A 24,474-nucleotide genomic window follows, 5' to 3' on the forward strand; every position below is an offset into this window, starting at 1 on the left:
CTCATACCTCCAATCGTTCTTTCAATAACTCTTTCGCACGTCTAAGCCGCGTTTTAACCGTATTCACACTAGCCTCAGTAATAACCGCAATTTCCTTAATCAACAACTCCTCATAATAAAAGAGATAAATCACTTCTCGATATTTAATCGGTAGCATCATAATCGCAGCAATTAATTGATCATCCTCTTCTTTTTGAATGACAACCTCTTCCACCATTTCTTTTGTCGTTCGATGTGTAATCGGTTCTTCTTCTGAAATGATGACATGTTTGTTATACCAACTTTTCAGGAAATCCTTACAGTGATTGATGGCAATACGCCACAACCATGTGCGCAGCGATGATTTTCCTTTGTATGTATGAAGGGATTTATAGCATTTCACAAAAATATCCTGTGTTAAATCCTCCGCCAATTCTTTATTATTAACGTAAGAATACACAAGCCTTAAAATGTCCTGCCCATGGCGAGTCATTATCTCATCCATGAGGACTTCCCTGTCTTCTGTTTCAAGCGCTTTAACAATTACTTCCTCCACCTATATCCCTCCTCCTAATCAATAGACGACGTGCCCTTGTGGAAGGTTTTTGTTAAAGTCGTGGAAAAACAATATGTATCTCGCAAAAAAAGATAGAGACAAGCAGAAAATTTCTGCCTGCTCTATCTTTTTACAATAAAATTCAGTCTGTTGAAAACTACGTTCCATATACATCAAAATCCCGTGCACATTCCTTCGCGATTGCTTTCCAAACCAGTCCACTGGCACCAATAATCAATATTTTCTTCATGAATTAGCCTCCTCTATAACCACTTTTCCACTTCTTAAATCCCTAATTCCCATCTAATCTCCAGCGAGAGCGCCTTACTCGGGTAGCCGAGCGTTGTTAGTAAGAGTCTTTAATTCAGTTTATAAAAAAATACTTTAAGAACAGTGCACACAAACCCCAACAAAAATATAGTCTTTTATAATAATCTCCAATGGCTTACAGTTAGAGTCAAGGTCTGAAGTTCAATGCACCTACTATATATTTGAAAGAGGTTGTTCATATGAAAATTGATTCGCCTAAAATCCCCAACGATTTACCTACAATGAACTTCCAAGATATTTTTTATCAGGAAGATCCAGAACTTGAATTGTGCATCATCAATGATTCCTTGTTTATGAATGAAGTGCTGGATAGACCGCGGTTATCTCAAATGATCGTCAAAAATTGCAAATTTAACAATACTGATTTCAGCAATATCGAAATCACTGATGTCATTTTTGAAAATTGCGATTTTTCGAACGCGCTTTTAAGTCATTCCTCCATACACAGGGTAGTATTTAAAAATTGCAAATTATTAGGTCTTGATTTGACAGAGTCTCGCTTCGGCAATGTAGAGTTTGATAATTCTATACTGAACTTAACTGCATTCGGAAACTCAAAACTAGAAAAAGTTATATTTCAAGATACTTCATCAGAAGGTGCTGATTTTTATGATTGTATCTTTAAAAAAGTTAAGTTTAACAGATGCAATATCGACGGTGCAAACTTCGAAAAAACGCCACTTAAAGGCATCGACCTCAGCCATTCTACTTTCGAATCGCTTATCGTATCATTTGATGATCTTAAAGGCTGCAAAGTAAATTCTCGTCAGGCCATTCAAATGGCTTCTTTATTAGGCCTGATTGTTACGGATTAAGTTCCATATTAAAAAAATAGAAGCGTAATCAAATCGCTTTCCTGACGATACTCCTCTATGTATTTTCAAAGTAGCATGCTAACCGCATTTACACCCGCTGCTACTTTGAATCTATTTCTTTTTTAATATAAATATTTCTCTAATAAAGGCCCCGATTGCTGCAGATAGAAAGATTATACCTAGTAAATTTACAACTCTTACAAATGGATAGGGCGTATAAATCACTTGTAAACCTTGAACAATGACAATTGAGCCGAAAATAATGGACATTACCGCTAGATATTTAGGCGTAGCTTCCTTTCGTTTATTCATAATAATCATCCCTCTCTTGTTCCAATTACATATCAGACGTCGTCAAATGACTTAACATCTCACATGTCTGCGTTTAAAACCAATCTTCCCTTTATCAACCATTTTCTCTATATTTTCACCAGCATTTATAAAACTGCTCTTTTTATTGTCTTTTTTAATTTCTACTACTCCTATCGCCTTCGCAGTCTCGACTGCCTTTTCATGGAGCGGCAAATAAGAAGTTCCTACAGTGTATACAAAATTATTCATAGCGGACTTTGTTCGCTCAGGTGAATCATGAATTGTATTTTCCACTAAATCAAGCATATCGGACATCTTACTTTCCGAAAACTCCACATCTTTCCGACTCCCTAACAGCCAACAGTAGCAGCTCCAGCCCGCTGACATTCTCAGCTCATCCCCACTTGCGATCCATTTATCAGAAACTTCTTGTGCAATGTCTGACTCTGATAAGGTTACAGCTACTACATAATCTGACAGCATATAAAAATACGCTGCATCCATCCAACGATTATAATCCGCCTCCGTCATCGCTTTTGGGTCTGCAATCACGCCTGCGAAGTACATAGCATCATAATTTCCTGTCGCATAAAGCTCTTCAGCTAACAGTTGATTTATTTTTATAGTCTTTACCATTGGTTTCATAGCACCTGTAGCCACGCCCCAAAGTGGCTCATGCGCACCATTGGAAATGTACATTTTCTTCATTCTTTCCTTGCCAAGCCCTTCAAGCTCCTGCATAACTGCTTCAAAATTCATCGTCAGCACTTCCTTCCTCGCGGAGTTTCCTCCATACTATATAACCATTATCCTATAACAAACTATCCTTTGTCATTGTTAATCAATATAATATAAATTCCAGTGTATACATTTGTAAAGGCTCATTCGTTGTATAGGTGTAGGGAGGAAAAAAGATGAGAACAAAAGATGTACTAGCCTCCTATCTTTTCGACTTAGGAGAGGAAGTGTTCCGCCTATTACTAGCGAAGGGAGCAAAAAAAGAAGACGCAGAAGATATTATTCAAAATACCTTATACAAGGTGTATGTATTGTTGGATGACCTAACAGAAAGCAATATACGTCCGTGTTTTTTCAGAGTATCACTCAATGAATATATTGACTTGAAAAGGAAAAAGGAGCAGCAAAACATTTACTTAACCGAGGAAATCTATGTAAAGCTACAGCATACAGATCGCGAATTTGATGCTGTTTTAAATAAAGATGAGATTTTTTATTTATTAAAAGACATCAGAAAAGAATATAAAGAAATTTTCTTTTTAAAGTATTACTATGACTTTTCATATGAAGAAATTGCAACGATTTTGGATATCCAAGTGAACAGCGTTAAGCAAAAATTATATCGGGCACGTCAATTTATTCATGCAAAAATAGGAGGAAAACAATAATGGATACTACACTAAAAGGCGCGTTAAAAAAGGCTAAACGAAAACAACTACTCAAAACCATCATTGCTTCAATTATAGTCGTATTAGTTCTATTACCGCCCCTTTACAAAACAGGTAACTACTTCGCAGCAAAAGGCGCTTCAAGACTTCACAATCAGCTTTTTCTCTATCACGCAATTGCCGAGCCGAATATTCGAATTGACTCTCAAGTAACCAGTAGTTCATCCACTTTTGGCGGCAATATTACGACCAATCGCTCCAAAAATATTAATGGCTATTTAGTGCAATGGAGCACACTCACAAACTCCTATGATTGGCGGCGCCACCAGATGGATTTTAACGAAATAACTCCGGGATTTTTTCACTCTGACACAGGATTTTTGGAATATGATAAACAAACAAAGAAGAAAGTCGCGACATTTTATCATCCAGCCATTAAAGAATACTATGACGGTATTCAAAACGAACTAGCAACCATTTCACAAATGGACAATCACGTTGCAGAAGTCGCGATTTCTTTCGATCAACCTTATACATTCCAAGACATACAAGCCAAAATACCCGATAATTTAAACATCGTATGGTTGTATATGACTTCACCAATTGTAAATGAAAGTAAGAGACCTGCTGGCGCACCGGTTTATGGATTTAATCTATCTGATTCACCGAATGAGGCATACACTAGCTTCAGTGATGCACTTGAACAATATGATGCCAATGGATATAACGAAACAATCCAGGCGTTTTTACATTCGAATAACAAAAAGCCGTTTGATGAAGTTGAAATTTTAGGGATCATGCTCACTGGCCAAACAAAAAACTTTAAGGCCTTGGAAAACCAAAATTTCATCCGTGGTGCTTCAGTAGGTGCTACCGCCGAAATCGTTCCTTATATTAAGCCTGAAAAATAACATACGAAATAGACCGCTAATTGGCATATGAATTAGCGGTCTTTAACCACGTATCATTTTCTTTTGATTGTAAGCGTTTCAGCAAAGACATAACCATTTAACCCCAGCGAAGAAATGATTACATAGGATTTATAATTATTCTCTTGTAAGTATTTTTCGAGTTCATCCGTATTATCGTACCAAACCGGCCAAGCATATGATTTATAGACCTCAAATTGTTCTCTGTGCCCTACGAAAAATGTAGTCAAATCTACTTCTTCAATATCAAATAAAATACTACCCGCCATTACATGATCGAAGTAATGTGCTAAATAATTTCCGGATGTGACAGTTACAGTTTCATCTGCCACGGTTTTGATATCTACTAGCAATTCATTTTCTAGAAAACCCACCGAATATCCAATTACTTCAAATTGACCTTTTATAAGCATTAATCGATGAACCTCCCGCCACTTAAAACGATTCGTTTTTGAAGTGGGGGTTTCCTACAATATTGACAACAGCGCTCCAACAAGAAAAGTGGGTGACACTTCTCTTTTGTGATGAATCACAGGAATCACTTTCGACAACTACAGTAGGCAACAACTTATCTAGAGTTAAGCAGGGGCGGAACTGACCATCTACTACTTCTTGTCATTAGGCAATCCGTAGATACTTTGTGTGCTTCAAACTGAAAACCAGTTTTCTGATTTCCCCATAAAATGTTTTAGCAAAGAAGTTGGCTGCACCATGAATGTCACGATGGTTTGCGTAGCCGCATGGGCATTTGTACAATCTCGAAGACACTTTACGTCTCTTCGCACAACAAGGACATTGTTGTGTCGTATAGCTTTCATCATGTTTCTCGATTGTCATGCCTTCTACTTCTAGTTTATACGTCAAATAGCCGTATACTTTACCGAAAGACCAATTCGATAGTTTTTGGTTCGTTATTCGACGCCGAACCTTTTTCTTTTTTCGACGAGAGGTATTCCGTTGCACACCGTCTACATCGCCAAATGCCACTTCTTTCACTTCATTTTCAACACGCCACTCAACAAATTGTTTTGTCGTTTTATGAAGCCCATCTTGGAGCTGTCTTTCACTTTTGGAAAGCACATATTTTTTTGCTTGGTTATAATTTTTCCACTGCTTAGAATCTTTTATACACTTGCTCATTTTCCGTTGCAGTTCAGCAAGTTTCTTATTGCGTAGTCGATGAATCGAGCGAAGTTTACGACCAGTCAGGATGATGTCTTCTCCATTCTCAGCCACTTCCGCAATGGTGTGTACTTCGCCGACATCGATAGAGCTGCACGATTTTCAAAGGCATGTTCTTTGGCTGTTTGGTCGTTTTCATAAGCAATCGATAGCATGAGTTGACGGTCGAAAATCAATTCAATTTCTTTAATTTGACCTACTGGGACTTCTTTTATCCAAACAACAAGAGGAGCCTGCCTTTTTCCCTCAAAAATGCCCATCGATAATTCGATTTTACCGTTCCCAAACACCTTGAAACCATTATTCACCCATTTTGTATTGAAGTGCTTCTTCTGTTTATAGGGATATTTAGTTGCATGACCTGCTTTTCTAGCTTTATTTGCCGAATCTCAGGCAAATAAATATTTATGGCAAACAGCTTGTACTGATTGGGAATGAATCGGATAGACCCCTTTTGTACTTTTTTGTAATTCGCTTTTCGTAATCCATTTCCCCATTTTTAGATGATGTTTTTTCGCGAGTTCCAAACAGCGATTCCATACTTTCCCAGAAACTTGATTATACTGAAATAATCGGTCAATTGTTTCCTTATTCGCCCGAAAAGATGTTTTAAGACAACGAATCATATTCAGCCCTCCAATCTCTCTTAACTGATTATTCTTATAACCAATAATACCACAGATTGAAACGTACGTTCTATGTAAATTCGTAGCAAATGCAAGCATTCATCTCCTACCTACGCTTTGCGTTGAGGAAGGAGAATTCTGCCTTGGGATGTTAAAGCATATATTTGGAATCCTATTGAGGATTTTAGGATATATCAAGCGCTCACTCAAATCCATCATACCTAATTGTCCCATTTTGTTTAACAAAGGGATTAACGAGCCTCCACTTGAAGTACTATTTAGCGCTTTAGACTATCGGCTATCACACAATATTTTGAAGTTATTCCTTTAAAGTTGTATTTAGTTTATTAAGAATAGGACTTGCATATATGATTGAATTTCATATATAAACCTTTTGTTATACAATTACCGTTTTTCTACCAACTCGCACTTTGCTATGTTATGATTCTTTTTGAGTAGAATTTTCAGTTAGTAGAGAAAAGGGCGATTTTTTCAAGGGAGAATAGTTCATGAGAAATATGTTATTTAAATTATTGTTGGTTATATCATGGCTATATTGTTTCGGACATATTTTATTCAGTTTCCCTAATGATACCTTTGTAATGCGTGTGGTTACAGGTGTAATGTCGATGCTTTTTTCTTGTAGTCTCCTGTTTTTTTTATTAAAAACTTTTGATAATAAGAAACAGAAAAAATTAGAGGTAAATGAATAATCATTTGAGGCAATTATAAACTTTGTGACAACCCTGCACAAACGGAATTGCTTCTAGGGGCTAGTTAACGAAGTAATAAATCGAATAGGCGGTGATAACTATGTATGAAGTCAAAGACTCGTATTTTTTTATGTCTGATACCCCATCTTTGATTATAGCTGGGGTTGTTATTGTTTTGGCAATAGCTGGCGTCTTCTTTTTTAAAGCCCGAAAAAGAAGGAATCACAATTAATGACATGACTTGTACGTATGATTGATTTTCATGTATGCAAGTTCTTTTGCTCTACTCTCACAAACTTATCGTTGAAAAAACGAGTTACAAGAAAATGATTGTTCATTAGAGGTGCAATTTATGTTCAGGAAATGGAGTTTATTAATTGGTGGGGTTGTAGTCGTTTTTACAATGTTTAGTTTGTTTTTTGTTAATAGAGCTAGTGAAGATACTGTGCTTGCTATGAAGATTTTAGAGCTAGCAGAAAGTGGATCGGCTGAAATCGCACTGTCTACTTTAACTGATTTTGACTGGGAAAAGGCAGCGGTCTATGGCCCGTATACAACTGTAGACATCATAGAAGAATCATTGAATATTGAATTTAAGGGAAGTAACAAAGGCATTGATTTTAGAGATGATATTTTTCTACTCGTATTTGCAAAGGGAAACCATGCTATCAAAACGGTGGAGCTTTCAAGAAGAATAGGTGATTATTATGAAAAGAATGGTACGCTGACACCAGAGAATGATGTATTGATTGTTGAATAATAGCTGATAAGGAAATATTATTGGCTATTCGACAACCTTACAGCATCCCCCGCCTAAAACGATATTTGCTTCATTTTTAATTCTTGATATCACTTCATCTTCATTACATTCTAAAGGTGTATCACCATAGCGTATTACATCAATCATTTCGCTTATTTCATACCACTCCGTCAAATCATCTGGATAATGTAAATCTGAGGAAACAATCCGGAAAATCATATAAGCTAAATCAAATGTTACGGAAGGAATATCTTCTTTTATTATTTTATTTGCTAAATGACTTATATAGGCTCTGGCGCATATCTCAAAGTTCGGTTTCTGAATTGCTAACTCATACAAAGCTCTTTTAACATAAACTTCTACCTCGAAAATACTTTCACTAAACGAAAATGAGGATAGTATATTTACTGATGGGGATGACACATCGTTTTCTAATAAGTTGTGTGCCCAATTTACATAGTCCTCAGTAGAAACTATTTCCCTCTGCATTTTATAAAATAAAGCATTTGTTTGCACTTTATCACTCACCTCAGTCTTTTCTATCAGGATTTTTTCTATTACTCATTAACCATGTTAGAGATATAAAAACAACAATAAAAATTATAGATTGGATAATATTATCTAACCAGTTGAACATATTATCTCTAGCGAAATCAAACATAACTGATATAGCAAATATGCCTATAAATATAAGTAAATATTTATAAAAAGAGCGCATAGTATTCCCCCTCGTTAGAGATTGCAACGTTGATTTATTCTCCCTGTCACTTTTCAATAAGCTATAGACAACCAAGTTATGTACATCTCTATTCAAATAGTAATGATCACGTAAAATGCCTTCCTTAACAAACCCCAGTTTTCCAGGTAAAGCTCTACTTCTAACATTATTTTCTGCACAACTAATTTCAATACGATTTAGGTCTAAACAATCAAAATCATACTTTGTTAATTCATTGACACATCTTATGACAATTCCTTTTCCATTGTCCAGTAAGTCTCAAACCAACCAACATGTACATATCCGAATTGTTCGTATAAATGACGAGCTGGATTTCTCGGGTCTACGCTTAAACATAATTTCTGATATCCATAATTTTTCGCTTCAATTTCAAGAACACGCATTAAAGATTTTCCAATTCCTCTACCTCGGAATTCCTTCAGGACTGCCATCCCTATTTCCGGTGCTTCATCAAACAGGCGTAACCAAATGGCACCAATGGGTTGGTTTTCTATTTCCGCAATCAATCCAATATCACCGCTCTGTTTTCCCCATCCGTCCACATATTTAGAAACAGATGGATCGTCTAGTATGTCTCGTGGAAAAGGTTTTTGCCCTTCAGGTACAAACGCGGACTCATACACCATATCCCACAAGAAGGAGATATCGTATTTTTCTAGATTTCTTATTTTGCAATTCATAAGCTATGTCACCTGCTCCTGTTAGTCTCTTTTGTTTGATGCCATTAAATAGCCCAATTGCGGCAAGTATTTATTCAGCTATCACGCCGGATTGTGAATGATTTTTCATTTTCGCTTATTAAAATATATTGAAAGCGCAAAGAAGACTACTAATCCCATTAGAATTGAGCGAAGTATTTTATCATCAACGTACACCCCTATTGCTCCTCCCACAAGCATAGCAATAAACATAATGATAATAAATCTCATAAACTCACCCATTTCTTTTTAGATGATTATTAATGGTCCAGCCAGCAATAGTCTTTCTCTAGATCATTATAATATTAGGCAGATTAAATTCATTAAAATCTTCAAAGTTGTCAAATTAAATGACCCGTTCGTAAAAAACTGATCCTTTGAAATTGAATCAAAAAGTTTGTAATTAGTGTAGGTAACTCCGTTTCATGAAATAAAGGAACCTAAATGGTTTTCATGTTTGAATTCAACAAATTTGCCAACTCGACAGACATTTTTAGATCACTTGCAATAACAATATTTGCCGCCGTAATTTTTCCAGTTTAACCGATGGAGAAGATGTTTCATCAAAAACTCCATTGAAATCATATTTTTGGGTCCGATTTTTAAAATCTTCACATGATATTCTACTAATTTCAGTACATATAGAATAATTTCAGGCGAATTACGCATCCTATGAAAAAGGAGATGACATTCATTATGAGAAAAACATTTCTTGCGCTCGGAATTTTTACGATTGTTAATGCTGCACCAACCCTCGTCCCAACGATTGCTCATGCGCAACAAGAAATTCCCGCCTACGCCAAGTGGGGAAGGCTTGCTATGCAAGAAACACAATCCAAATATCCCCATGCATCCATTATTGACTATCTGCACGAAGGTAGCGAAGTAAAGGCTGATTCGACAATTGAAAAGTTTAAGCTTTGGCTAAAAGAGGATGGCCATGAATTCGGCGTTTTTGCCAGAATTGAGTATGCTACCGATACTGAAAAAGTGATTGCTATTACATTTCAGGAAACCGCCAGATAAGTCATCATAAATGAATAGGTTTGAACTTTCTTCCAATAAAGTTAGCAGGCACAGGGCTTAGCTCTAATTCTCTAGCCCAAACAGAGAGTTGACCAATATGATGTATTTCGTGAGTAATGATATGGTGTAATATTTCATCAACAGTATATGTATCTTCATCCCAAGGAACACTCACAAATTCATTTTTAAATTTATCTAAATTTAATTTCAAAAATTCAGCCATTTCTTTCCGTAATGTATCTGAGAGTAATTTAACCTTATCAAGTGTATTAAAATCAGCAAACTGAACGACTACATCTTCTTTACCTTGAATACCGCGAATCCAACTGTATTCAACATCAATAATGTGAAAAAGGGTATATAAAATACTTCCTACTCCACCAGTTCGATTTTTTATCAATTCCTCTTTTGGTAGTTGATTGCACCATTCAAACCATTCATCTCTTACTTGCCAGTTGTATTCAAAAAAATTGATCAATGGAAACACTCCAATCTATAATTGTCTATGACAACAAGAATTAGTTTTTGCCCCTCACATTTTATTATTTTAATAAAGATTTATCAAAATACTCCATTACCAGTATGGCTAGCCCCAAAATCGTAAGCAATATCCCTACAACAAACGGAAACCCTATAAATAAACTATCAACTGCCTCATTTCCATATCGCTTTGCCCCAAATATGGCATACCACAACTTTGAGCCAGACCAACTGTTTATACTAGGAACATATAGTGCTGCCACCAAAATGATAGTTAGTGTAGTCAATAATCCCGCCATCATGATAAAACCACCAATGACTGTCTTTTTCATTGTTTCGCCCCCCATTATAAAACTCAATGATACCTTCAGTGAAACTTATTCTTTTAATACCTTCCTTTATTCCTGCCCCGGTAATGCACTAAGAAATAAAGCTACCTGTTGTACCCGTGATTTTTAACGAAAGCCCCTACAGTTTAAGAACATAACTAACTAAAATATCTTTCGGCTTAAACCCGGCTTTGATGTAAACGTGATTCGCTTGGCTATTGGCATTATCTACGCATAATTTAATTTCGCTAATTTGTGGGTAGGAAAACATTTCTGTCAGCACTTCTTTTAACAATATCGTGCCCAAGCCTTGATTTTGTGCCTTTTTAGCAATACCGATATATTCCACTGAAGCCTCTGCCATTTCAATATCAACTTCAAAGTAGGCATAGCCTTGCAACTCAGTAGATTCGGTTTTAAGCACTCTCAACATATTTTTATCGCTCAGTCTCTCTGTTATTGTTTTTGCGTCGTAGTATGTGCTTGGGAAAGTTTCGTTATGTAATTGTTCAAATGCTTGAAAATCACTTTGGATGAAAAATGTACTCTTTATCTCACTTACCCTATTGAAGTCTTGTTCTTCAATGTCTAAGATAAGGTGTTCGCCTGTCTTTTCCGCCTTTAATTCATTCATAAATGCTTGTTGCTCTATATTTTCTTTATTGATAAAAAAGTGAAAGGTTTGAACTGTTGGATTCCCGTTTACTAACTGTTCCCATAATTGATGCTGTAGTTGGACAGAAGATGTTTGATTAAACGGCCCCCATACTTCTGCACTTGATTCATCCACATCCAAACCAATCGCTGCCACGATTTCCCTAGTATTGCTTCTTGCGATGAAAAATTTGATAACGCCATCATCACTGACAAAGTCTTCTTTTAATGTCTCGTAAATCTCCTCTTCCTTTCCACCACAATAGCCAATATGTGATTCTTTTTGTTGATTTATTTCAGATAAAAAGCGAGATAATTCCTCAAGTTCTTTTGCTTTTTCTATTGTTTCATTCATGTAATTTCGTCGCACCTCTCTATTTAATTGTGAAGTCATTTGAAATAAAGCGGTACTGTCATATTCGTCAAATTTCCTTTCAATAACAGACCCCAGCTTATCTTTAATGATAAAGTTAATATAGCCAGTTTCTTCTGCCACTTCGCGAATGAGACACTCCGAATGGCTTTCCTGACCTTCAACCCCACCGCCTGGAAACTTATAATCCCCCTTATTCGTATGGAGTAAAAGGATTTTATTTTTTCGTATTATAACAGCTCTTATAGCTTCTCTAGAAGTAACCTTACTATCGTCTTCAATTTGTTGTTCTCTATCACCTTAGTAAAAATCATATTTTCTCTTCATATTGTACATAATTGCTAAGCAGACCCTTTACATTTTCCCATGTGAAATCCATTGCCATATTCGAAAACTTCCCAAAAAAGATACCCCCAAAAGCGCCAATAACATTAAAGTCCAATAGGGCGCTTGTCCTATTCCCTTAATACCTTCCGCATTGCTAACAACAAAAATTAAGGCTCCGATAAACATTAAATAACAAAACACATTAGGAATAATCCATGCAATTCTTAACTTTGTGTTCTTCAAACTACCGTCTCCCCATTTTTAAAGTAAATATTATAAATCCCAAAATAACTGCGACGCCCATGATTGACAATAAACCGAAACTAGGAGAAATAATCTTACCAAAAACGACTTCATCTTGAAGAACCACCACTGTGGCATCCCACTTTTCGGCAAGATTCGGTTTATAATTTTTCGTTTTTATATAACCGACTACCATCAACCCCACTGTAAAGATTACATGAATTGCAATTGAACCAATAACCGCTTGAAGAACCAGTTTCATACCGATCCCCTTCCAATCCCACATTACCTTAATTATAAAAATACCCAAACAAATTCTATATATTACTCAACCCAATTCGGAATATAATCACCAAAGTATTTACCGATTTTCTCAACCTCGGTCATAATACGACTGATCCCGACTTCGGATAAAAACCAATTTTCCTTAGTGATTCCATATCTATCTACAACAGGTGAGACCAGAAACTCGGTTTCTTTTGGAAATTCGGCTTGATAGCATAATAATGCTCGGCGAGAATGACCTGCTTTACAAACAATTATTACTCTGTTTGGATGGATACCTGCTTTTTGAAGAACCTCCAACGAAAAACGAGCATTTTCCAACGTATGCTGTGCTTGATCTTCTTTTAAAATTACTTCGTCTGGCACTCCATTTTCTATGCCTATATTACGTAAGTAATTCCACTCAGTGGTCCCTACATGCGGTTTATATCCACCAGATGGTAGTATGTATGGTGCAAAACCCTGCTTATATAAAGAGGCAGCTTTCTCCATGAGTTGAGGATGGTTAGCGCCAGGTACTAAAATGACGTCTGCTGCAGCAATTTCAGTTTCTACAAAAACAAAGTCGGTAATGCAGTCAAATGGATGAGTCATCCTCTTCTCCCTTTCTAGAACAGTTGAACTTGCTCAAAATGTTCCACTGTCGGAAACGGATCATAAAAATGATGTAGCTTCGTTTTCCATTGCTGATACTCGCTGGATTGTCTAAATCCTATCGTATGGTCTTCTAACGTTTCCCACTGAACCAATAGTAAGTATTTCCCTTTGACTTCCATACAGCGCTGTAATTGGTGAGCTATGTAACCTTTCATTGAAGAAATAATTTCAGAAGCATCACGAAATGCTTCTTCATATTCTGCTTCCATTCCTTCCTTAACTTGTAGCATAACAGCTTCCAATATCATTTAATTTCCCCCTACTCAAAAATAATAATTTCGCCAAAGCACGATTGATGTTATCTTTTAAATCCGCCTTCCGCATGAATAATCTGACCTGTAATCCAATCTGCGTCATCACTCACTAGAAATTTGATCATTTTTGCTACATCTTTCGGTTCACCTATTCTGCCAAAAGGAAACATCGGCGTTAATTCACGTTTAATGTCCTCTGTCATCCATCCCGTATCAGTTGGACCTGGGTTTACGGCATTGACCGTTATGCCTAAAGGAGCTAGTTCAGCTGCCAATGTAATGGTTAATGCATCGACTGCTCCCTTCGTCGTTGCATAGGCTAACTCGCCAGGCATGGGCCCTTGAAATTGACCTGACGTCATATTGACAATCCTTCCACCAGATTTCTTATCAAAATTTTGTGCAAATTTACTACTTAATAGCGTTGTTGCACGAACATTTACCATGTAATGTTTATCTAATTCTTCGGCAGTTAAGTTTGAAAAATCGTTGTTCGTTGAATATGCTGCGTTATTTATCAGGATATCGGGATAGCCAAGCTGTTCAGAAACGTTGGTTAAAAGTTGCTCAGGTGCATCATATTGTGTTAAATCCAGCTCCATACACGCTACCCTAACCCCTTTATGTACTAATTCCTCTTTTAATTTCATTGGCTCGTCTAAATTAATGCTCCAAGGCATTTTTTTATCATATTCCGTCCAATAAGTGAAATATATATGATACCCTGCTTCAGCTAACTCCTTACAAATAGCCGCCCCAATCCCCTTTAGACGACTGACACCCGTAATAACAGCAATTTTCCCTTTTAGATGATTCATAAAAACATCTCCTCGTTTTATTCGTAGTGAATATCCTTTATTTTCTTAATTCCCCATAAATCTTATTCAACTATCCTGCCGACTTCCTCTATGCATACATATTCTTCTTTCACTAAAGCACACCTTTAGTTAAAAAGGACTTTGATGGTAGCGAAGAAATCAGTACTTATTTCTCTGAAGAGTCTTTGTACTTCTTCTGTTCTTCTCTCACAAAGTGAATAGCCTGTTCAACAGTTACTATATTTTCCTCGTGCCAATTTCCCCCCATTTCTCTTACCAATGCGTGAACCATTCCGATTCTGCTGAAAATTGCAACATAATCAAGTAATACATTTATGACGCCATCTGTTAAGCCCAATACCTGCAAATCCTTAACAAGCTTTCTATCATCCTCGGTAACAGTATCGTAGCGTTCTTTAATAAAATCAAAAGGTGTTGTAGATTTCATATTATTCATATACCAGTCATCAGGTGTAGCTTTGAATCGTTGTTCGCTCCATTCCTTTATTGTTAGTCCATGTATTTCCTTAAAACGTTCTTCAGGTGTCTTACCGTGTACTACTCTATTATTTGTGTTTTTAAAACGTTTTTTGTCTTTCATTATCCTTTCACCCTTAGTGTTAGTTTTAATAATCACGATTTTTTTATCTCTCCAAAGGTAATTTTCATACTCGGTGCGTATAGTAAAGAGGAATCTATAGTAAATACCTGCGAAAACAACAGTTCAGCCTCAAATTGTTCCTGTGCTTCCTTCAATGAAACACCACGTTTTATTAAACTTTCAATAAACCGTTCTTTATTTACAGGTTCTCCACCAACCCCTTCTTCTTTAAGCGAATAAAATAATTTTTGCTTATCATGTAGATTCTGATCGGGATGGAGGAAGTTAACCTTATCACTGACTCTACACTCGATGTTCTTCACGCCCAATTCAGATAGATATTTAGGGATTTTCGCCCCAATATTCCCATCATTGCCAGTTTTATTTGTACTCTTTTCGAATAATTTCTGGAGAATACCTAGTGGAACAATTTGTGATTGCTTATACCCTTCCATTTCGTACGATGACATACCTGAAATCCAGTGTGGTTCAAAACAAATTATTTTTCCATCGTTAACAATGGAATTTACCATTCTTTGAAGCATTCTTTTCGGTTCCGACATGTGTAATAAAAAAGCATGGCAAACAGCAATGTCGTACTTACCCTCCAATTCAATCTCATTGGTATCTGCTACAAAGAATTCAGTTTCATACGGAAGATTATGAAAGTACTCTATCGCCTTATTAATAAGTTCTTGTCCTTTATCTATCCCTGTATATTTAGAACATTTCGGTAGAATAGGTAATAATTTCAGTCCTAAATATCCATATCCACAACCAAAATCAATAATATGTACTGGTTTAGAAATCTTCCAAACAAAACTCACCAAGAACTCTAAATAGTCATCGTTATAATATAAATCTCTTGTTCTTTTCAGGTATTCCAGTTGGCTATCCCAATAATACTTTTCCATTTAAGTCCTCCCTCTTTTTAAGTAAGATATTCTATACAGTGAAAACATTAAATCTCCCGACGATATCTTAACGAAATATAACTTTCCCCATCAACGCTCCCATGTCCATCACGTTCATGACTAACAATAAATCCTTTTGCCTCATAAAAAGGAATGCCTTTTTGATTTCCTTTCGAGACAGAAACCCATTGCTCCGTTGCGTTAAACCCTTTTTGTTGTTTAGTAATAGCGTCCACTATCATTGTGCCAATCCCTTCGTTACGTCTGGTAGGGTTTAGATACAAAACAAAAATTTCTCCAGATACATCCTCCACCAAACCACCTCCACCAGCCCCAATCACTTCATTCTCTTCTAACGCAACAAAATATCCTCCCCACTGCTTACTGGTTTCAGTCACTTCTTTTAGAATTCTTTCATGATTATAAAATTCCTTTATGATTCCTTCGATGTACGCTTTAGAATGTGTTTCCTTGTATGTTGCCCGATAACCATCGCTACAAACTTTTGCAATCCCTGCGACGTGACTAGGGCTGGCTTTTAAAATATGTATCACAACTAACTTCTCCTTCTGTGTAATTTACCTTTACTTTTAAATCATTCGTTATTCTTTCTAAAACAATAGGCCAATAAGATGATTTCTAAAATAAATACGAACCATAATAACGGCTGTATGTTTTCTAACTTCGACCCCACCGCACCTCCGAAAGACAATCTAGATAGCCAGACATATTCCCCCCACATAATCATTGCCATTAGTTGTGTGCATAACGCCACAATAATCAACGGTATAAATTTTTTCATACTCATTTACCCCCTCACTTCTCGGTATAATTATCACATCATATTCGGAATAAGCACTTTCACAAATAGGAAGTAGCCAAGAGCACCGGCGGCTAAGCCAATAAGGATGATTACAATCGGCAAATTTTTAGCCTTCATGTTCTTCCACCCCCTCTAAATATTTTAATTAAGAATTATACCCAAAAGAAATTATTAAAATAAATGAAAACAATGATAAAATTATTAAAATCGCACAAATTATTATTGTTAATATAGCCAACGCTTTAGGAATATTCGAACGACTTTTCCAAATGGCGCCTAGTAGAAATAAGCTTAAAAGTATCATGATTATAAAAATAGAAAGAAATAGATAACGTTGTTTAATAATTAGCCAAAGGTCCATCTTATATCTCCCTCGCTATTATCGTTCAATTATTTGGATTCATAGATTACACCATACCGATTTTCTTCACCCATCCACGAACTGGCATCACGCCACTTTAGACGTGTAGCCGTAATCCAACTACTTGTATCAACCTACTATAGGTTCAATGCCTTTTAATAGTCCTCGAATTTCTCTTCTTTTGAAGTCCAAATTCTATAAACAATTTTACCTTCTTCCTTTATCTTATCTTTATGCACAATAACCTGTACATTTAGGTAATCTGCCCATTGTGGCAGTAGATCGGTTAAATAATCAATTACTTTTTCATCAGGGGTTACATAACCAACATTTTCTTCTCTACATAAAGAATTAGAGAAGTCTGGATACAATGAGTTTGTCCATTCAAAAACTTCCATTTCAGAATCAAAAATCCGCTTATCTTCTGGGTATTGCCCATTTATCCACTGAACTTCCATAAAAAATGCTCCCTTCGAATTAAAAATATGTTCTGATTGGATCATCCACGATATTCCGGATGATTATGCCGCTTACAACCAAACAAATAACAAGCCCCCGTCATTGATGTTTCAAATTCCAACAAAGGGATTTGTCCAGATAAAATGCGCTCAACCATCACTCCATACTTACTTCTCTCTTCCAATAATTGTTCAACATATTCCTCTTTATCATTTTCTGTCCAGTTTTCTTCACGAGCCTCTTTGATTTCTTGATCTTTTTGTTGCATCGCCTCATGTACGACCTCATACATGCGGCTGATGTTATTTGTCTTAAAGAGAGCATAAGCAAATCGACTAATCCAATAAGGGGTTTTCCAGTAATCTTTCCACCCTTTTTCAAACCAATCCATTGCTTCTTTGAAACACCCCAGTTCAATATACATGTCTGCTAGCTCAATTTGTCCTACAAATTCATCTGCTTGTTCCGAAAACGCATCTAGTTTCTCTATAGCTTCAATCTTCTTTCCAAGCTGTATTAAACATTGGGCATGACTGTACATAACATAATCTGAATCTCCTGCGACGCGTAGGAAATAGTCTGCCGCTTCCTTCATGTCCTCAAGATGATATTTGGCAATAGCTACATTATGATAAGCTTCATCAGACGGGTGCATCAAAATCGATTGTTCAAATGCATTTGAGGCAAGCTGCCACTTTTTTGCCTAAGGTAAATTTCCCCTAATAGATTATAAGGAAAATAAGAGGAAGGATTCATATCCATCACTTCTTTGATTAATCCAAGGGCTTTTTCGTCATCCTCTTCCTCGTAACTGTGCATCCAGGCCAGATTATGTAATGACTGAATATCCCTGGACTCTTTTACTGCCTGATGAAAAAGTTTCATGGCTTCTTCATAGTCATTTTCCTCGAAAAGCTCAATAGCTCTTTGGTTCGTATTCAATCATATTCCCTCACAATTCCTTCATTTCGTCTACGCTTAATTTTTATAATACTCATAAAGATGAAAGCCCGAATAGCTAACATAAAATCCATCCTTTATTAAATCGTAATCCTCTGAATCAATGGCAAATCCAAATGATGACCCAGGTCCTTGACCAGTTTGATGACCTACGTCAATTATTTCATGATTATTGTTATAAAAATAATAGTCCGTATGAGAGGAGAAAGAGGTAAATGACCCATTCTCGTTAATGACCAAATTGTACATAAAGCTTCCCTTGTGATAATTCATATTGTACGTAGTTTCAAAATTGAAATAAATATCATCTCCTCTATTTAAAACATTATCCAACATAATGTTTGTATTATTATTACTCGTCAATTCTAGCGCATACTTTTTTTCACTATCTCCATTAATAAGTATCCATTCAGGCTTAATATAAAACTCAACAGCCTCCTTATCTTTAATAAGATTCAATGTATAGCCATCACGCTCAGTTACATTTTTAAATATTCCAGCATTCGAATAGTTTTTATAAAAAAATAAATAGATCCATAAAATACAGAAGCCCAGAATTAGTATAGACAAATAGATTCTTTTCTTTGTCATTTTACACCCCTTTTATTGAAAGTGGTCTTTAAACTCACTCTCCTTCACTAATAACACCATACCGATTTTCATCCCCCATCCACGAACAAGCATCACGCCACTTTAGACGTGTAGCAGCAATCCAGCTGGTTGAATCAAATGTGTTATCCCCGGGCTTCCAGTCACTCTGATCCGCCCAATAAAATAAGTCATTATGAAAAAGGAGCGATGCATCATAAATAATAGAGTCATAGTTTTCTGGGCTCAGTAGGATGTGAAACTGGGTAACCCCCTCGAATAATAATTCAATGGCAGAAGGATTACGAAACTGCCTTTGAAAAAAGATTCGCACATTCGTATCAAGACCTGATGGCACAGCCATTGATAGCTCTTCATCCACATAACTCTCCGTCGACATATACAGCTCCTTCAAACAACTATCGTGAAACCATCCAAATGCGTCTGGTATATTTTGGATATTTTTTCGGTCTTTCACTCCTATCCAATCCATTGGATCACACTCCCGTTAGCTGATAAAGTTTAATTAAAATTCAATACAAAAAGGCTGCATTTCGTCATTGAGACAATAGTCAATTCTTTGCCTAAAATTTCCCCAAGTAACCATTTCCAATGCTTTTTCAATAGGGAAATAACCTACTTCTAGACTCTCAACACTAGTTGTTGGCTCTCCTCCAATTGGTCTAGCCAAAAATAATGTATTACAAATTGAAGCATTTATATTTTGAAATACTCCACAAAATTTCGTTATCTCAATATCTATGCCCGATTCTTCTTTTGTTTCCCTAATTGCAGCTTCCTTCAAGGATTCACCTTCTTCAACCTGTCCACCAGGCATTTCCCATCCTCTTCTTGGTCCTTTGATTAATAGAATTTTATTTTGGTCATTCAGTACAATAGTTGCTGCCGAAACAATATGTTTTGGTGGTACATATTCCATGCAATATCACTCCGTATAGTTTATTTTAAAATCCTGGGATTTCCGCTCAATCTCTGATGCTAGCAGTTCTTTTCCTTTCAAGTTAAATGATTTCCACTGTCTTTTTGCTATGAAACAATACCATAACGATTCAGCAAAAATGAAACTTCGGATTATTTTTATACAGTTCTATCCAATTTAAGTTCAAACTGCGGATTAGTTACATACTCCATATAACGGACATGTCCATCAAATTCCAAATAGGCCTGAAAGCGAGTACGAGTAGCTGGTGCCGTAATCATATCCAGCACTTTATCCTTTGCAATCCATCCACTTTCTGTTGTTTCTTCCGAAATACCTAGTTCTCCGCCCACCGGCTTGCACACAAAATCGAACATTACTTTAGTAGGAACATCCGTGACACCGTCATACCACTTATACATCCCCGTGTTGGAATAAACGCCAATCAAATGGCCAACAACCACGTCTATTCCACTTTCCTCTTTTATTTCCCGACTTAGTGCGTCCATTAGATTTTCTCCGACTTCCACTTGCCCTCCAGGAAATACCCACCCACCATCATTTGTCTTCACTAATAAAATATTTCCATGTGCATCTTCTACGATCCCGCCTGCGGCTACAATATGTGTTGGCATTATCATTGTTATTACCTCCCTAATTTACATTCCGGATTCAGACATCAATCATAGAAATCAATAACGCTAATACCAACAGTAACAATTCTCATGTTAGATAATTAGCATTGGTATTCATTCGACACCAAGCAATTGCTTTCCGATCAATCTCTGATACTAGCAGTTCTTTTCCTTTGATATACGATTCGATATCATAGGGAAAACGCCGAGACAGCTTCTCTTTTAAACTTCCATACTCTTGTGCAACCTCTGGATGTGCTCGTAAATAATCCCGAAACGCAAGATGTCGTTTAATTTCTGATTTGCCGCAAGCGTACATATGGACATGGTGCGTCCGACAATCCCCACCCTTTTGGAAATATCGACGACCAGCTATGCCATTTTCTCCTTTTGGTTCATAACCAATGGCAATCATTGCCGTATTATAGCCATTCACTCGATGTATATCCCTTACGACGGGCATCATATCAATGATCGGCTTTGCGTGCAGCCCGCTCACGGACGTGCTCCCTATATGATGTATGTCAATTATTTCAGTACCGAAAATTACGGGACTCTTCTTCAAACATTGAACCCCATTGCTCGTCATAAGGCCTAACTTCAACTTTTCTCATTCGAAACCACACTTCCTATTCATAGCTTTCCCATCAACACTTGCACAGTCGTCAAAGAACTATGTATGGAATACAATGGAATGAGTAGAGCAATAATCAGATTACTTTCCAAAATAGCGCGCCACCATTTCATTCCTGCGCGTAATTTAATGATAAGCATACGGATTGAAATGCAGCTTGCCGCAAATAGCAACCATAAAAAAACTTTTTTGCCTCTCGATTTGATCCCTTATATACTCCATTTTCCATACATCATCCTCAGAAAACACTACAGTCGTCGTATCTTTTTCCATCCCAATTAGATTAAATGATTGCACAGTGACACGATCTTTTTGCTGCGAAACAATATCATAACCATTCGGTAAAAACGAAGCCTTGTACACCGCAAGATAAGACACAGAAATCACAATTATAATAAATAAGATAAAGGCAGAAGCCTTCTTCAGCTTATTTTTAATAGAAGAATTCACTCTATAAATACCTCCTTTATTACGCAAAATAAGCAATCGTGAACAATAGCATAATAATGAAACCTATTCCTGAAAACAGTAAAAAAAGTCCACACACCGTGAAAAATACAATTTCATAAAGTTTACTCACCATTCAATTAAATAACGTTTCCTTGTTAGGGTCCCTTGAAAATTCAAAAAGCGTTTTGATTTGTGACTCAACTACTCTGTTAGCCGACAAGCTCGGAATCTCGCTTTCAGAAAAGAATTGGATATCACTCGTTTCAATCCCTGTCATCGGTTGTCCTCCGATAATTTCGCATTGGATAAATAACTTATAATAATGAAAAGGCTCTGGTGGATGCGGATGTTTGTTTTTATCCCACACTGCAAGCAATTTCGTTGGCACCGCATCATAGCCAGATTCTTCTTTGATTTCTTTAATAATATTTTCGGCGGCAGACAGGCCTATATCGCAAAAACCACCTGGTAATGACCAGCGATCATCCAACTTTTCTTTGACCATTAAGATCTTATCATCCTGAAAAATGACGCCCCGTACATCCACTTTAGGCGTTTGGTAACCCGTGTCGTTCAAAAATAAATCCTTGATTTCCTGCATCTCTAATCCTGTATATTCCTGCATGATTTCTGCACTAATCATACGTAGTTCTTCATAGCGTTCAATATCGTAAATGTCTTTTGAAAAAGCCAAGCCTGATTGCGATAAGGCTTGGATTCGTTGTGCCCATTCCAGCCATTGATAACTCATCATATGCACCTGCTTTCGTTGTTCGATCTGCTATGTAGACGACTTGCAGATTCCTAAAGTTCCAAATTTTTCTTTTAATTAAGCAACTCACAAAAAAAGGGGCATAATCGCCCTTTACATGGTTTTATTCAATGAATATTGTTCAACATACTCCTCAAAATCCAACACCTCAATGATATCCGACCAATGCAAAACAGTCCCGACGAAATCTCGAATGTCTAACCCTTCCATCTCATACGTTTCTCCTGTATTGACAGTTCCCGTTGCATTCTCGATAAAGGTCACTTCATAGCCTCTGTCAAATGCAGAAATGGCAGTGAACATGCAGCAAAACTCCGTGTTAAAGCCTGTTATGAATAGATGCTTCACACCCAATTCTTCTAGCAATGAAGCCAAATTGGTATTAAAGAAGGAGCTAGGCGTTTGCTTTTCAACGACACGATCAGCGTATTCTTTGAGTGAAGGATGTAACTCAGAGCCAGCAGAGCCTTTGTACAACGGACTTTCCTCTACATCATCAAAATGTCTAACGAAAATAACGGGTTTATCCTGACTTTTGAAATCCTTTATAATCGTCTCCATGTATGCTAATTCCTCTTGAAAATCTCTGAGATTTACAATACCATTTTGAACATCAATGACTAATAACGCTTGCACTTCCAATCACTCCCTTTTCTTATACTAGACAAACTTCTACAAAAGATGCTACTTCTCCTGCTAGTTAACTGAAAAGGGTGAATTTCACAAGCAAGATACACTGCTATCCCCTTGTCCCTTTGCTATACTAACGATGTAAAGCACTATAGGAGGTTAGAAAACATGGCTAAATTATTTGAACCATTCACAATACGTAACACGACATTCAAAAACCGCATCGTTATGGCGCCGATGTGTATGTATTCAAGTATGGATGAGGATGGTCGAGTTGAAGATTGGCATAAGATTCATTATGCCACACGTGCAGTTGGACAAGTTGGGCTGATTATTGTTGAAGCGACGGCTGTACAGCCTGCTGGACGGATTTCAGCGCAGGATCTTGGCATTTGGAGTGATGAGCATGTGCAAGGATTGGCAGAAGCTGTTCGTTTGATGCAGCAGCACGGGGCTAAGACAGGCATTCAGCTAGCACATGCCGGTCGGAAAGCAACAGTGGCTGGGGAGATTTACGCTCCATCTGCTATCGCGTTCAGCGACAGCTATAAAACTCCTGTTGAAATGACGGTGGAGGATATTGAGGAAACCGTACAGGCATTTAAAGAGGGTGCCGTCCGTGCGAAAAAAGCAGGATTCGATGTCATTGAGCTCCATGCAGCGCATGGCTATCTCATTAATGAATTTCTATCGCCTTTATCCAATAAACGAACGGATACGTATGGTGGCTCGGCAGAAAATCGCTATCGTCTATTGCGTGAAGTGATTGATAATGTGAGGACAGTTTGGGAGAGTCCCCTTTTCGTTCGGATTTCTGCGCATGATTACGCAGACGGTGGCATGACTGCGGATAGTTATGTAGAAATGGCGCAGTGGATGAAGGAGCAAGGCGTCGATCTAATTGATGTTAGCTCAGGCGCGGTTGTCCCAGCGACCATTGATGTATTCCCTGGCTATCAAGTGCCATTTTCAGAAACAATCAAGGCAGGTGCTGACATTGCAACTGGCGCAGTTGGTTTGATTACAACAGGAATCCAAGCGGAGGAAATTTTGAAAAATGGACGTGCAGATGTCATATTATTAGCACGAGAATTACTGCGTGATCCGTACTGGGCTTATACGGCTGCGAAAGAGCTAGATGTGGACATTGAAACACCGAAGCAGTATGCGCGGGGTTGGGTGTTTTAACAGGTGTAAACTAAGAAAGCCCTGTGAG

General features: G+C 37.1%; 38 protein-coding genes and 1 pseudogene. 7 read left to right on the plus strand and 32 right to left on the minus strand.

What is annotated here, in order from left to right; all coding sequences use genetic code 11:
* Position 1: 1 nt before the first annotated feature.
* Positions 2–535, minus strand: coding sequence for a sigma-70 family RNA polymerase sigma factor (locus N1I80_RS11600; protein WP_340738025.1), 534 nt, complete (start codon positions 533–535; stop codon positions 2–4).
* A gap of 509 nt (positions 536–1,044) precedes the next feature.
* Here N1I80_RS11600 and N1I80_RS11605 point away from each other — a divergent pair.
* Positions 1,045–1,680, plus strand: a complete 636-nt coding sequence (locus N1I80_RS11605; RefSeq protein ID WP_340738026.1) for a pentapeptide repeat-containing protein — start codon at positions 1,045–1,047, stop codon at positions 1,678–1,680.
* Between the two features lie 111 nt (positions 1,681–1,791).
* Here N1I80_RS11605 and N1I80_RS11610 read toward each other — a convergent pair whose 3' ends face one another.
* Both N1I80_RS11610 and N1I80_RS11615 read right to left on the minus strand, forming a co-directional pair.
* A complete protein-coding gene (locus N1I80_RS11610; RefSeq protein WP_340738027.1) occupies positions 1,792–1,992 on the minus strand; it encodes a hypothetical protein in 201 nt (66 codons plus the stop codon).
* A gap of 51 nt (positions 1,993–2,043) precedes the next feature.
* Positions 2,044–2,751 carry a DNA alkylation repair protein gene (locus tag N1I80_RS11615; RefSeq protein ID WP_340738028.1) on the minus strand — a complete coding sequence of 236 codons (708 nt, stop codon included), beginning with the start codon at positions 2,749–2,751 and terminating at the stop codon, positions 2,044–2,046.
* A 155-nt stretch (positions 2,752–2,906) separates the two neighbouring features.
* Here N1I80_RS11615 and N1I80_RS11620 point away from each other — a divergent pair, with 155 nt between their 5' ends.
* Both N1I80_RS11620 and N1I80_RS11625 read left to right on the plus strand, forming a co-directional pair.
* Entirely contained in the window at positions 2,907–3,398 is a 492-nt protein-coding gene (locus N1I80_RS11620; protein ID WP_340738029.1) for an RNA polymerase sigma factor, read from the plus strand.
* Positions 3,398–4,309 (plus strand): sigma factor regulator N-terminal domain-containing protein, encoded by a 912-nt coding sequence (locus N1I80_RS11625; RefSeq protein WP_340738030.1) that lies wholly within the window; start codon positions 3,398–3,400, stop codon positions 4,307–4,309. The genes N1I80_RS11620 and N1I80_RS11625 overlap by 1 nt, the downstream gene beginning before the upstream one ends.
* A gap of 53 nt (positions 4,310–4,362) precedes the next feature.
* Here N1I80_RS11625 and N1I80_RS11630 read toward each other — a convergent pair whose 3' ends face one another.
* The 4 genes from N1I80_RS11630 to N1I80_RS11645 all read right to left on the minus strand — a co-directional run bounded on the left by N1I80_RS11630 (position 4,363) and on the right by N1I80_RS11645 (position 6,234).
* Entirely contained in the window at positions 4,363–4,740 is a 378-nt protein-coding gene (locus N1I80_RS11630) for a hypothetical protein (RefSeq protein WP_340738031.1), read from the minus strand.
* Positions 4,741–4,945: 205 nt separating this feature from the next.
* On the minus strand, positions 4,946–5,563 hold the full coding sequence (locus N1I80_RS11635; protein ID WP_340738032.1) for a transposase: 618 nt from the start codon (positions 5,561–5,563) through the stop codon (positions 4,946–4,948).
* Entirely contained in the window at positions 5,533–5,799 is a 267-nt protein-coding gene (locus tag N1I80_RS11640) for a hypothetical protein (RefSeq protein ID WP_340738033.1), read from the minus strand. The genes N1I80_RS11635 and N1I80_RS11640 overlap by 31 nt, the downstream gene beginning before the upstream one ends.
* 99 nt (positions 5,800–5,898) lie before the next feature.
* Positions 5,899–6,234 carry a hypothetical protein gene (locus N1I80_RS11645; protein WP_340738034.1) on the minus strand — a complete coding sequence of 112 codons (336 nt, stop codon included), beginning with the start codon at positions 6,232–6,234 and terminating at the stop codon, positions 5,899–5,901.
* Positions 6,235–6,978: 744 nt separating this feature from the next.
* On the opposite strand from N1I80_RS11645, the gene N1I80_RS23370 reads away from it, so the two are divergent.
* Together N1I80_RS23370 and N1I80_RS11650 are read left to right on the plus strand one after the other, a co-directional pair.
* Positions 6,979–7,080: an LPXTG cell wall anchor domain-containing protein gene (locus N1I80_RS23370; protein WP_445683704.1), complete on the plus strand. Its 102-nt coding sequence runs from the start codon at positions 6,979–6,981 to the stop codon at positions 7,078–7,080.
* Between the two features lie 120 nt (positions 7,081–7,200).
* Positions 7,201–7,608 carry a hypothetical protein gene (locus N1I80_RS11650; protein WP_340738035.1) on the plus strand — a complete coding sequence of 136 codons (408 nt, stop codon included), beginning with the start codon at positions 7,201–7,203 and terminating at the stop codon, positions 7,606–7,608.
* Positions 7,609–7,632: 24 nt separating this feature from the next.
* On the opposite strand, the gene N1I80_RS11655 is transcribed toward N1I80_RS11650, so the two are convergent.
* Genes N1I80_RS11655 through N1I80_RS11660 form a run of 3 tightly spaced genes read right to left on the minus strand, consistent with a single transcriptional unit; the run spans position 7,633 to position 9,027 of the window.
* Positions 7,633–8,124: a hypothetical protein gene (locus N1I80_RS11655; RefSeq protein ID WP_340738036.1), complete on the minus strand. Its 492-nt coding sequence runs from the start codon at positions 8,122–8,124 to the stop codon at positions 7,633–7,635.
* A gap of 13 nt (positions 8,125–8,137) precedes the next feature.
* Positions 8,138–8,599 (minus strand): GNAT family N-acetyltransferase, encoded by a 462-nt coding sequence (locus N1I80_RS23375; RefSeq protein ID WP_445683705.1) that lies wholly within the window; start codon positions 8,597–8,599, stop codon positions 8,138–8,140.
* Positions 8,572–9,027 (minus strand): GNAT family N-acetyltransferase, encoded by a 456-nt coding sequence (locus N1I80_RS11660; RefSeq protein WP_340738037.1) that lies wholly within the window; start codon positions 9,025–9,027, stop codon positions 8,572–8,574. The genes N1I80_RS23375 and N1I80_RS11660 overlap by 28 nt, the downstream gene beginning before the upstream one ends.
* 714 nt (positions 9,028–9,741) lie before the next feature.
* Here N1I80_RS11660 and N1I80_RS11665 point away from each other — a divergent pair.
* Positions 9,742–10,071, plus strand: coding sequence for a DUF3889 domain-containing protein (locus N1I80_RS11665; RefSeq protein WP_340738038.1), 330 nt, complete (start codon positions 9,742–9,744; stop codon positions 10,069–10,071).
* Positions 10,072–10,075: 4 nt separating this feature from the next.
* On the opposite strand, the gene N1I80_RS11670 is transcribed toward N1I80_RS11665, so the two are convergent.
* From N1I80_RS11670 to N1I80_RS11775, 22 genes and pseudogenes are all read right to left on the minus strand, one after another.
* Positions 10,076–10,549, minus strand: coding sequence for a DinB family protein (locus N1I80_RS11670; protein WP_340738039.1), 474 nt, complete (start codon positions 10,547–10,549; stop codon positions 10,076–10,078).
* Positions 10,550–10,613: 64 nt separating this feature from the next.
* Positions 10,614–10,883: a hypothetical protein gene (locus N1I80_RS11675; protein ID WP_340738040.1), complete on the minus strand. Its 270-nt coding sequence runs from the start codon at positions 10,881–10,883 to the stop codon at positions 10,614–10,616.
* A 136-nt stretch (positions 10,884–11,019) separates the two neighbouring features.
* Complete coding sequence (locus tag N1I80_RS11680) at positions 11,020–12,189, minus strand: GNAT family N-acetyltransferase (protein WP_340740035.1); 1,170 nt, start codon at positions 12,187–12,189, stop codon at positions 11,020–11,022.
* Positions 12,190–12,261: 72 nt separating this feature from the next.
* On the minus strand, positions 12,262–12,477 hold the full coding sequence (locus N1I80_RS11685) for a hypothetical protein (protein WP_340738041.1): 216 nt from the start codon (positions 12,475–12,477) through the stop codon (positions 12,262–12,264).
* A gap of 1 nt (position 12,478) precedes the next feature.
* Positions 12,479–12,739, minus strand: coding sequence for a hypothetical protein (locus tag N1I80_RS11690; RefSeq protein ID WP_340738042.1), 261 nt, complete (start codon positions 12,737–12,739; stop codon positions 12,479–12,481).
* A gap of 62 nt (positions 12,740–12,801) precedes the next feature.
* Positions 12,802–13,356 carry a YdcF family protein gene (locus N1I80_RS11695; RefSeq protein ID WP_340738043.1) on the minus strand — a complete coding sequence of 185 codons (555 nt, stop codon included), beginning with the start codon at positions 13,354–13,356 and terminating at the stop codon, positions 12,802–12,804.
* 14 nt (positions 13,357–13,370) lie between these two features.
* Positions 13,371–13,667 (minus strand): antibiotic biosynthesis monooxygenase family protein, encoded by a 297-nt coding sequence (locus N1I80_RS11700; protein ID WP_340738044.1) that lies wholly within the window; start codon positions 13,665–13,667, stop codon positions 13,371–13,373.
* A 50-nt stretch (positions 13,668–13,717) separates the two neighbouring features.
* Positions 13,718–14,491 carry an SDR family oxidoreductase gene (locus N1I80_RS11705; protein WP_340738045.1) on the minus strand — a complete coding sequence of 258 codons (774 nt, stop codon included), beginning with the start codon at positions 14,489–14,491 and terminating at the stop codon, positions 13,718–13,720.
* 166 nt (positions 14,492–14,657) lie between these two features.
* Positions 14,658–15,092 carry a hypothetical protein gene (locus N1I80_RS11710; RefSeq protein WP_340738046.1) on the minus strand — a complete coding sequence of 145 codons (435 nt, stop codon included), beginning with the start codon at positions 15,090–15,092 and terminating at the stop codon, positions 14,658–14,660.
* Between the two features lie 32 nt (positions 15,093–15,124).
* A complete protein-coding gene (locus N1I80_RS11715; protein ID WP_340738047.1) occupies positions 15,125–16,006 on the minus strand; it encodes a methyltransferase in 882 nt (293 codons plus the stop codon).
* 47 nt (positions 16,007–16,053) lie between these two features.
* The gene (locus N1I80_RS11720; protein ID WP_340738048.1) at positions 16,054–16,560 is read right to left on the minus strand and encodes a GNAT family N-acetyltransferase; all 507 of its coding nucleotides are present in this window, start codon (positions 16,558–16,560) and stop codon (positions 16,054–16,056) included.
* A gap of 41 nt (positions 16,561–16,601) precedes the next feature.
* The gene (locus N1I80_RS11725; RefSeq protein WP_340738049.1) at positions 16,602–16,808 is read right to left on the minus strand and encodes a hypothetical protein; all 207 of its coding nucleotides are present in this window, start codon (positions 16,806–16,808) and stop codon (positions 16,602–16,604) included.
* Positions 16,809–17,345: 537 nt separating this feature from the next.
* Positions 17,346–17,648: a hypothetical protein gene (locus N1I80_RS11730; RefSeq protein ID WP_340738050.1), complete on the minus strand. Its 303-nt coding sequence runs from the start codon at positions 17,646–17,648 to the stop codon at positions 17,346–17,348.
* A gap of 41 nt (positions 17,649–17,689) precedes the next feature.
* Positions 17,690–18,591: pseudogene (locus tag N1I80_RS11735) on the minus strand (tetratricopeptide repeat protein).
* Between the two features lie 36 nt (positions 18,592–18,627).
* Positions 18,628–19,200 (minus strand): hypothetical protein, encoded by a 573-nt coding sequence (locus N1I80_RS11740; RefSeq protein WP_340738051.1) that lies wholly within the window; start codon positions 19,198–19,200, stop codon positions 18,628–18,630.
* A gap of 34 nt (positions 19,201–19,234) precedes the next feature.
* Positions 19,235–19,690, minus strand: coding sequence for a hypothetical protein (locus N1I80_RS11745; protein WP_340738052.1), 456 nt, complete (start codon positions 19,688–19,690; stop codon positions 19,235–19,237).
* 33 nt (positions 19,691–19,723) lie between these two features.
* Positions 19,724–20,137, minus strand: a complete 414-nt coding sequence (locus N1I80_RS11750) for an NUDIX hydrolase (RefSeq protein WP_340738053.1) — start codon at positions 20,135–20,137, stop codon at positions 19,724–19,726.
* Between the two features lie 158 nt (positions 20,138–20,295).
* Positions 20,296–20,778 (minus strand): NUDIX hydrolase, encoded by a 483-nt coding sequence (locus N1I80_RS11755; RefSeq protein WP_340738054.1) that lies wholly within the window; start codon positions 20,776–20,778, stop codon positions 20,296–20,298.
* A gap of 82 nt (positions 20,779–20,860) precedes the next feature.
* Positions 20,861–21,271: a GrpB family protein gene (locus tag N1I80_RS11760; RefSeq protein WP_340738055.1), complete on the minus strand. Its 411-nt coding sequence runs from the start codon at positions 21,269–21,271 to the stop codon at positions 20,861–20,863.
* A 261-nt stretch (positions 21,272–21,532) separates the two neighbouring features.
* Entirely contained in the window at positions 21,533–21,856 is a 324-nt protein-coding gene (locus tag N1I80_RS11765; RefSeq protein ID WP_340738056.1) for a hypothetical protein, read from the minus strand.
* Positions 21,857–21,989: 133 nt separating this feature from the next.
* A complete protein-coding gene (locus N1I80_RS11770) occupies positions 21,990–22,607 on the minus strand; it encodes an NUDIX hydrolase (protein ID WP_340738057.1) in 618 nt (205 codons plus the stop codon).
* A gap of 114 nt (positions 22,608–22,721) precedes the next feature.
* Entirely contained in the window at positions 22,722–23,264 is a 543-nt protein-coding gene (locus N1I80_RS11775) for a cysteine hydrolase family protein (protein WP_340738058.1), read from the minus strand.
* A gap of 162 nt (positions 23,265–23,426) precedes the next feature.
* On the opposite strand from N1I80_RS11775, the gene namA reads away from it, so the two are divergent.
* Entirely contained in the window at positions 23,427–24,446 is a 1,020-nt protein-coding gene (gene namA, locus N1I80_RS11780; protein WP_340738059.1) for an NADPH dehydrogenase NamA, read from the plus strand.
* The last annotated feature ends 28 nt before the right edge of the window (positions 24,447–24,474 follow it).

Origin of the sequence: Sporosarcina sp. FSL K6-3457 (assembly GCF_038007285.1) — a bacterium.
GTDB lineage: Bacteria > Bacillota > Bacilli > Bacillales_A > Planococcaceae > Sporosarcina.

Excerpts from the sequence above, each read along its gene's own strand:
- N1I80_RS11605 (WP_340738026.1), top strand. The coding sequence starts at position 1,045 with ATGAAAATTGATTCGCCTAAAATCCCCAACGATTTACCTACAATGAAC.
- N1I80_RS11610 (WP_340738027.1), bottom strand. The coding sequence starts at position 1,992 with ATGAATAAACGAAAGGAAGCTACGCCTAAATATCTAGCGGTAATGTCC.
- N1I80_RS11615 (WP_340738028.1), bottom strand. The coding sequence starts at position 2,751 with ATGAATTTTGAAGCAGTTATGCAGGAGCTTGAAGGGCTTGGCAAGGAA.
- N1I80_RS11620 (WP_340738029.1), top strand. The coding sequence starts at position 2,907 with ATGAGAACAAAAGATGTACTAGCCTCCTATCTTTTCGACTTAGGAGAG.
- N1I80_RS11625 (WP_340738030.1), top strand. The coding sequence starts at position 3,398 with ATGGATACTACACTAAAAGGCGCGTTAAAAAAGGCTAAACGAAAACAA.
- N1I80_RS11630 (WP_340738031.1), bottom strand. The coding sequence starts at position 4,740 with ATGCTTATAAAAGGTCAATTTGAAGTAATTGGATATTCGGTGGGTTTT.
- N1I80_RS11645 (WP_340738034.1), bottom strand. The coding sequence starts at position 6,234 with ATGCTTGCATTTGCTACGAATTTACATAGAACGTACGTTTCAATCTGT.
- N1I80_RS23370 (WP_445683704.1), top strand. The coding sequence starts at position 6,979 with ATGTCTGATACCCCATCTTTGATTATAGCTGGGGTTGTTATTGTTTTG.
- N1I80_RS11650 (WP_340738035.1), top strand. The coding sequence starts at position 7,201 with ATGTTCAGGAAATGGAGTTTATTAATTGGTGGGGTTGTAGTCGTTTTT.
- N1I80_RS11660 (WP_340738037.1), bottom strand. The coding sequence starts at position 9,027 with ATGAATTGCAAAATAAGAAATCTAGAAAAATACGATATCTCCTTCTTG.
- N1I80_RS11665 (WP_340738038.1), top strand. The coding sequence starts at position 9,742 with ATGAGAAAAACATTTCTTGCGCTCGGAATTTTTACGATTGTTAATGCT.
- N1I80_RS11675 (WP_340738040.1), bottom strand. The coding sequence starts at position 10,883 with ATGAAAAAGACAGTCATTGGTGGTTTTATCATGATGGCGGGATTATTG.
- N1I80_RS11690 (WP_340738042.1), bottom strand. The coding sequence starts at position 12,739 with ATGAAACTGGTTCTTCAAGCGGTTATTGGTTCAATTGCAATTCATGTA.
- N1I80_RS11695 (WP_340738043.1), bottom strand. The coding sequence starts at position 13,356 with ATGACTCATCCATTTGACTGCATTACCGACTTTGTTTTTGTAGAAACT.
- N1I80_RS11700 (WP_340738044.1), bottom strand. The coding sequence starts at position 13,667 with ATGATATTGGAAGCTGTTATGCTACAAGTTAAGGAAGGAATGGAAGCA.
- N1I80_RS11705 (WP_340738045.1), bottom strand. The coding sequence starts at position 14,491 with ATGAATCATCTAAAAGGGAAAATTGCTGTTATTACGGGTGTCAGTCGT.
- N1I80_RS11710 (WP_340738046.1), bottom strand. The coding sequence starts at position 15,092 with ATGAAAGACAAAAAACGTTTTAAAAACACAAATAATAGAGTAGTACAC.
- N1I80_RS11715 (WP_340738047.1), bottom strand. The coding sequence starts at position 16,006 with ATGGAAAAGTATTATTGGGATAGCCAACTGGAATACCTGAAAAGAACA.
- N1I80_RS11725 (WP_340738049.1), bottom strand. The coding sequence starts at position 16,808 with ATGAAAAAATTTATACCGTTGATTATTGTGGCGTTATGCACACAACTA.
- N1I80_RS11730 (WP_340738050.1), bottom strand. The coding sequence starts at position 17,648 with ATGGAAGTTCAGTGGATAAATGGGCAATACCCAGAAGATAAGCGGATT.
- N1I80_RS11740 (WP_340738051.1), bottom strand. The coding sequence starts at position 19,200 with ATGACAAAGAAAAGAATCTATTTGTCTATACTAATTCTGGGCTTCTGT.
- N1I80_RS11745 (WP_340738052.1), bottom strand. The coding sequence starts at position 19,690 with ATGGATTGGATAGGAGTGAAAGACCGAAAAAATATCCAAAATATACCA.
- N1I80_RS11750 (WP_340738053.1), bottom strand. The coding sequence starts at position 20,137 with ATGGAATATGTACCACCAAAACATATTGTTTCGGCAGCAACTATTGTA.
- N1I80_RS11755 (WP_340738054.1), bottom strand. The coding sequence starts at position 20,778 with ATGATAATGCCAACACATATTGTAGCCGCAGGCGGGATCGTAGAAGAT.
- N1I80_RS11770 (WP_340738057.1), bottom strand. The coding sequence starts at position 22,607 with ATGAGTTATCAATGGCTGGAATGGGCACAACGAATCCAAGCCTTATCG.
- namA (WP_340738059.1), top strand. The coding sequence starts at position 23,427 with ATGGCTAAATTATTTGAACCATTCACAATACGTAACACGACATTCAAA.